The following is a 6341-nucleotide window of genomic DNA, read 5'->3' on the forward strand; positions in this document are numbered from 1 at the left end:
CACACCTATGTGCGCACCGTGACAATGAGTCAAATCACAACAAACTTACAAAGCTCGTGATATAAACCGCCCTTCACTCGTTCGACGGCCGCCACTCTCACGATGCCGCTTGGCTTCTTCATCATCATGGCAGCGCAGTTCTTTTCCGCGCTTGCCGACAACGCGTTGCTCATCATTGCCATCGCACTGCTGCGCGAGATGGCCGCTCCGGCGACCTACGAGCCGCTGCTGAAGCTGTTCTTCACCGTTTCCTATGTGCTGCTGGCCGCGTTCGTGGGCGCCTTCGCCGACTCGATGCCCAAGTGGCGGGTGATGCTGATCAGCAATACGATCAAGATCGGAGGGTGTCTGATCCTGCTCTTCGGCAGCCATCCCCTTTTCGCCTACGCCGTGATCGGCCTCGGCGCCGCCGCCTACTCGCCCGCCAAGTATGGCATCCTCACCGAATACCTCCCGCACCGCCTCCTCGTCGTCGCCAACGGCTGGATCGAAGGTCTCACCGTCGGCGCGATCATTCTCGGCACGGTGGTGGGCGGAGTCCTGATTCGGCCTGACGTCGCGGCCTGGTTCATGGGCCTGAACATCCCGCTCCTCAGCAGCTCGCTCGAGGTCGCGATTGCCGTCGTAGGGTTGTTCTACCTGCTCGCCGGCCTCTTCAACTTCTACATTCCCGATACCGGCGTCGACCACAAGCCGCTGAAGAACAATCCCCTCTATCTCCTGCACGACTTCGGCCACTGCCTCAAGCTGCTGTGGCGCGACAAGCTCGGCCAGATCTCGCTCGCCGTCACCACGCTGTTCTGGGGCGCGGGAGCGACGCTGCAGTTTATCGTGATCAAATGGGCCGAACACAATCTCCAGTTCGACCTCTCGAAGGCTTCCATGATGCAGGGCGTCGTCGCAGTCGGCGTCGCCCTCGGTGCCGGCCTCGCCGCGCGCATCATCAGCCTGCGCCGCTCGCCCGGCGTCATCCCGATCGGCATCGCAATGGGCCTCGTCGTGATGGTGATGGTCACCGTCACACAGCCGACGATTGCGATGGTGCTGATGGTTCTGGTGGGCGCCCTCGCCGGCTTCTTCGTCGTGCCGATGAACGCGCTGCTCCAGCATCGTGGCCACATCCTGATGGGCGCCGGCCACTCGATCGCCGTGCAGAACTTCAACGAGAACCTGTCGATCCTCGTGATGACCGGTCTGTACGCGCTGCTGATCAAGTCCGGTCTATCGATCAACGTCGTGATCGTGCTGTTCGGCATCTTCGTCGCCGGTGCGATGCTGCTCGTCAAGCACCGGCACGAGCTCAATCAGCGCGAATTCGACTCCGTCGCGCTGCTCGAGGATCACCCCCACTGACCGAAGAGCCCGGCCGTCGGTTCAGCGGCCGGTGACCACCTTGCGCGCAAAGCACAGGTCTTCCCACGCCTTTGCCTTGTCGGCCTGATTGCGCAGCAAATAGGCAGGGTGATACGTGATCACGACCGGCGTCTCTCCCCGTTGGAAGGTCCGGCCGCGCGATGCACCAATACTCAGCTCCGTATCGAGCAGTGCCATCGCGGCGGGCCGCCCCAGGGCCAGCAGAAGGCGCGGACGAATCAGCGCGATCTGGCGCTCCAGATAGGGCTTGCACATCTCGATTTCGTCCGCCTGCGGCGTCCTGTTGTGCGGCGGGCGACATTTCACGGCGTTCGCGATATACACCCCCTCGCCGCGTTTGAGCCCGATCGATGCGAGCATCGCATCGAGCAGCTTCCCGGCCGCTCCGACGAAGGGTTCGCCGCGCTGGTCCTCCTCCGCTCCCGGGCCCTCGCCGACCAGCATCCATTCCGCCTGCCGGTCGCCCACGCCGGGCACAGCCTGTTTGCGCCGCTCGCACAGGCGACACGCCGTACACTCACGGATATCCGCCTCAAGGGCTTCCCAATCGAGCGCAGCGATGCGTCTTGCCCGCTCGGGGTCGAGCGCTGCGGCCACGGGATGTGCCAAGGGCGCTGAATGCGGAGAGGCTTCGGGCGCCGGGCGATCGGGTCTTGGCGGCCGGCGGTCAGACGAAGGCAGAAGCTCGGCCAGCTTGCGTGCCGCCGGCGCAGTCGGAGCGTAGCTTGCCGCTTCTGCCGGTGCGGCAGACACGACTTCGGCGGGGGCGGAATCCTGCACTTCCGCCTCCTGCGCCTGGGCGCCGCGCAGTCGCCAAATCGGCGCCAAGCCCATCTCCCGCAGGATGGCACCGCGGCGCGCGCTCACAAATCCAGCCTCATCACGATCGCATCCTCCCGCTCGCCGTTCGGTGCCGGATAATAGCGTTTGCGCCGCCCGATCACCGAAAACCCTTGTCGTTCATACAGCGCCAGCGCGGCGGCGTTGGATGGGCGGACTTCCAGGAAGAACTGCGACGCGCCCAGCCGATGCGCCAGGGCAAGGAGAAACTGCATCAGCTGCCTCCCGGCGCCCTCGCGCTGAGCACTGCGGGCGATGCTGATATTCAGGAGATGCGCCTCGTCCACGACGGTCAACATCACGGCGTAGCCGACGGGCAAGCCGTTCCTACGCATGATCCACGAGCTGTATCCCGCTTTCAGGCAGTCTGCGAAATTCCCCGGCGACCAAGGGAAGGCATGCAGTTCGCGCTCATTCTCGACCACCCACGCCAGGTCGGTTTCATTCATTGGCAGGAATTCGAGGTCCGCGGCGTTCAAGCGCGTCCTCCGCGGGCGAGCCGCTCCTCGGTCGTGAGCGCCACCTTGTCGCGGACATACAAGGGCACGGCAAGTTCGGGTGCCACCAGCGCACCCCGTGCAGCCATCGCGGCGGCGATGCGGGCAACGTCGCTGGCACGCGGAACGGCCCGGTCTTCAATCGTCGTCAGGCGATCGAACAACCCCGCAGGAATCCTCTCTCGGTATGCCTGAAACGCCGACCCCAGCGCGAACCACCTGCCCTCGGGCGGCAACTCCAGCATTTCCGGCGGCCGGCAGACCGGCTGGGAAAGCGGCGCGGGCATGCCCGCTTCAATACGATAGGCGGCAGAGTATGTCTCACCCATGCGCGCGTCGGTCGCGACAAAGACCGCGTCACCCGTTCCCTGCATCGCCAAGGCTTCGAGGCTGCATACAGGTGCGACGCTCAAGCCCGCTCCCATCGCCAGTCCCTGCGCCGCACCACATGCCAGCCGCAAACCAGTGAATGCGCCCGGACCGGCACCGAACGCCACGGCATCCAGCGCATGCAGCGGAACGGCCGCCTCCGCGAGCAGGTCGTGGAGCGTCGGAAGCAGGCGTTCCGAATGATTGGAGTGCCCTTCCAGCACTCGTTCCATGAGAGCGCCGTCCACGAGCAGCGCAATGCTGGCGTGTTCGCACGAAGTTTCGATGGCGAGGATTTTCATAAGCCCGCCATTTTAGCGGGACGCGACGCATCAGGGTGATCGGCGCGAAGGCCGGCGCAGCAGCTTGGGATGTCAGGGACGCCCGCCCGCACGGGGCGGATAGGCGTCGCGAAGCACTTCGCGCAGTTCCTGATTCAAGGTGATCCGCTCTTCGCGGGACAGGCGGCGGGGTTCCACCTGCGGACGAGCGGATTCAGAGCCGGTCGTCAATGCACGCCGAAGTTCAACACTACGGGGTTCCGGGGATTTCTGGTAGACCGTGGGCGGGGCAAAATCAAGCCTCTTGCCGTGTGCCGAAACCGTAATGGACTCTGCCGCGCGTGAGGGGGTTGCCGTGAATCCGAATACCCATGGAAGAATGGCCGTCGCATGTGCAACAATAAAAATCAGCCGGGATAACTTTCGCCCCGACTTGGCATGTGCCCCAAATGCGAATCCTGAAACTTCCATGACGGTCTCTGACCCGTTGCCCGTGTAGCATGCAGACGCATCAAACATACTCCCTTTTTGGTAGATGGGTACTCCCCAAATGCAGTTGTAGCCGTCGTTTCGTAAGGATCTGTTGCGAATTTCCCAAGCCCTTACGAACCGTTACCGCATGAGTCGTAAACGCGCTCCTGGAGCGCTGGCATCGAGAAAACCGAACGGATAGGATAGGTCGCCATGAATGCAAAAATCAGATATCGAGTCCTGCTGGTCGACGACGACGCGCGTCTGCGCGAACTTCTCTCGCGGTACCTCCAGGAGCAGGGGTTTACCGTCAAGGCGGTTACGGATGCCGCAGGAATGGATCGCGCGCTCCTGCGCGAACACTTCGACGTAATGGTGCTGGACCTCATGTTGCCGGGAGAGGACGGGCTGGCGATCTGCCGCCGGCTACGAGCCGATCAGAACCCGATTCCGATCATCATGCTTACCGCCAAGGGCGATGACGTGGACCGGATCATAGGGCTTGAAATGGGCGCGGACGACTACTTGCCCAAGCCCTTCAATCCCCGGGAACTCGTCGCCCGCGTGCATGCCGTCATGCGTCGTCAGCCGCCGTCGCTGCCCGGAGCGCCTACGCTCGACGACGAGATCGTCACCTTCGGCAGGGTCCAGGTGAACCTTGGCGTGCGCTCGCTCTCGCGCGACGGGGAAGAAATCTCCCTGACGACCGGCGAATTCTCGCTGCTCAAGGTGCTCCTGCAGCATCCGCGCCAACCGCTGTCGCGCGACAAGCTGATGGAACTGGCGCGTGGTCGCGAATACGGCGTCTTCGATCGCGCCATCGACGTACAGGTCAGCCGTCTGCGCAAACTCGTTGAGGACGACCCTGCGAAGCCGCGCTATATCCAGACCGTGTGGGGCTTCGGGTACGTCTTCGTGCCGGATGAAAGCAAGTCTGTTAGCGAAAGCTGAACCTTTTCGCCCCGCCAGCAAAGAGTCCGCGCAGGCCGTCATCGGCTCGCGCGCACTTTGGGCATGGCTGCCGCGTACCCTGCTGTGGCAGACCTTCTTCCTCATCGCGCTGCTGCTGACGCTGGCATTGGCGGTGTGGTCGCAGATCTTCCGCCATTTCGAGGACCCGGTGCGCGCCCGCGACCTGGCTCAGATGGTCGTCAGCGTCGTCAATCTGACCCGCACCGCGCTGATCAACGCCGAAGTCGAACGTCGGCCCGAGTTGTTGATCGAACTCGCCGCACTGGAAGGCATCCGCATCTATCCGGCGGAGCCTTCCGACGACGTGCGTCCCCTCGCCGACACGCGCGACATGCGGCTGCTCACCGGCGAGGTTCGCAGGCAGCTTGGTTCGCACACGCGCTTCGCCGCACGCTGGAAGTCGCTGGATGGGTTTTGGGTCAGCTTTCGGCTCGATCCCGAGGACTCGCAGGATTTCTGGGTCATGCTGCCGTCGGAGCGTCTCGAACAGACGCACGCCGTTGAATGGCTCGCCTGGGGGGGCGGAGCACTGCTCGTCGCGCTTGTGGGCGCCTACCTGATCGTTTCGCGGATCAGTGTCCCGCTACGTAATCTGGCGCGATCGGCGCGCGTCGTCGGCAGCGGTCACACGCCGCCACACTTGCCGGAAACCGGTCCGCTCGAAATTGCAACGGTCGCCCGCGCCTTCAACCAGATGGCGGGCGACCTCGCTCACGCGGATGCCGACCGTGCGCTGATCCTCGCCGGCGTCTCGCACGATCTGCGGACTCCGCTCGCGCGCCTGCGGCTCGGAATCGAAATGTCCGGAGCACCCGGGCCTGATGTGCTTGCAATGGTTGCGGACGTCGAGGAAATGGACCGGATCATCGGGCAGTTTCTCGATTTCGGACGCGGCGAGCCGCAGGAGCCGATGCAGGCTACCGATATCGCCGGAATGCTGCAGGACATCGCTCAGCCCTATCGACTGCGCGGTATCAACATCGCGCTCGACGTGCCGAAAAGCCTGGTCCACCTCGTGCGACCCCTGCCGCTGCGCCGTGCCGTCCTGAACCTCATCGACAATGCGGTGCGCTACGCTGGCGAAGACAAGCCCATCACCATCACGCTCGATCGACGGGAGCATGAGGTTCTTGTCGAAGTCGCCGACCGCGGCCCCGGCATTCCCGAAGGGGAGCGCGACCGGATGCGACATCCCTTTACCCGCCTCGAAAACGCGCGGTCGAACACGAAGGGCGCGGGGCTCGGGCTGGCGATCGTGGAGCGCATCATCGCTTCGCACGACGGTGTACTGGAGCTCACCGCACGCGAAGGCGGCGGCCTTCGGGCAATTCTGCATCTTCCCCTTGATGGGAAACGTGCCGGCCGGGCTAGAATGCTCGGAGCCGACAGCGATTCGGGCGAAGCCGCCTGAACTGTCGGGACAACGACCCGATATAATGTTTCCGCATGAAGATTCTTTTCGATCTGCTTCCCGTCATCCTATTCTTCGGTGCATACAAGGTTGCAGGCAGCAGTCAGGCAACAGCCTTCGAACTCG

At 63.6% G+C, this 6341-nt stretch carries 7 protein-coding genes; 3 read left to right on the forward strand and 4 right to left on the reverse strand.

Annotation, left to right across the window (positions count from 1 at the left end):
- Positions 1 to 102: 102 nt before the first annotated feature.
- Complete coding sequence (gene lplT, locus VJ673_RS03645; RefSeq protein WP_324124669.1) at positions 103 to 1353, forward strand: lysophospholipid transporter LplT; 1251 nt, start codon at positions 103 to 105, stop codon at positions 1351 to 1353.
- A 21-nt stretch (positions 1354 to 1374) separates the two neighbouring features.
- Here the strand turns inward: lplT and VJ673_RS03650 are convergent, their stop codons facing one another.
- The 4 genes from VJ673_RS03650 to VJ673_RS03665 form a co-directional block, all read right to left on the reverse strand.
- A complete protein-coding gene (locus tag VJ673_RS03650; protein ID WP_324124670.1) occupies positions 1375 to 2241 on the reverse strand; it encodes a uracil-DNA glycosylase in 867 nt (288 codons plus the stop codon).
- Positions 2238 to 2693: a ribosomal protein S18-alanine N-acetyltransferase gene (gene rimI, locus VJ673_RS03655; RefSeq protein WP_324124671.1), complete on the reverse strand. Its 456-nt coding sequence runs from the start codon at positions 2691 to 2693 to the stop codon at positions 2238 to 2240. The genes VJ673_RS03650 and rimI overlap by 4 nt, the downstream gene beginning before the upstream one ends.
- Complete coding sequence (gene tsaB, locus VJ673_RS03660; RefSeq protein WP_324124672.1) at positions 2690 to 3382, reverse strand: tRNA (adenosine(37)-N6)-threonylcarbamoyltransferase complex dimerization subunit type 1 TsaB; 693 nt, start codon at positions 3380 to 3382, stop codon at positions 2690 to 2692. The genes rimI and tsaB overlap by 4 nt, the downstream gene beginning before the upstream one ends.
- A 72-nt stretch (positions 3383 to 3454) precedes the next feature.
- Positions 3455 to 3832 (reverse strand): hypothetical protein, encoded by a 378-nt coding sequence (locus VJ673_RS03665; RefSeq protein WP_324124673.1) that lies wholly within the window; start codon positions 3830 to 3832, stop codon positions 3455 to 3457.
- Between the two features lie 213 nt (positions 3833 to 4045).
- Here VJ673_RS03665 and ompR point away from each other — a divergent pair, with 213 nt between their 5' ends.
- Both ompR and VJ673_RS03675 read left to right on the forward strand, forming a co-directional pair.
- Positions 4046 to 4783, forward strand: coding sequence for an osmolarity response regulator transcription factor OmpR (ompR, locus tag VJ673_RS03670; RefSeq protein WP_324124675.1), 738 nt, complete (start codon positions 4046 to 4048; stop codon positions 4781 to 4783).
- Positions 4755 to 6215, forward strand: a complete 1461-nt coding sequence (locus VJ673_RS03675) for a sensor histidine kinase (protein WP_324124676.1) — start codon at positions 4755 to 4757, stop codon at positions 6213 to 6215. The genes ompR and VJ673_RS03675 overlap by 29 nt, the downstream gene beginning before the upstream one ends.
- Positions 6216 to 6341: the final 126 nt, after the last annotated feature.

This window comes from Aromatoleum sp., assembly GCF_035254505.1.
Lineage (GTDB): Bacteria > Pseudomonadota > Gammaproteobacteria > Burkholderiales > Rhodocyclaceae > Aromatoleum.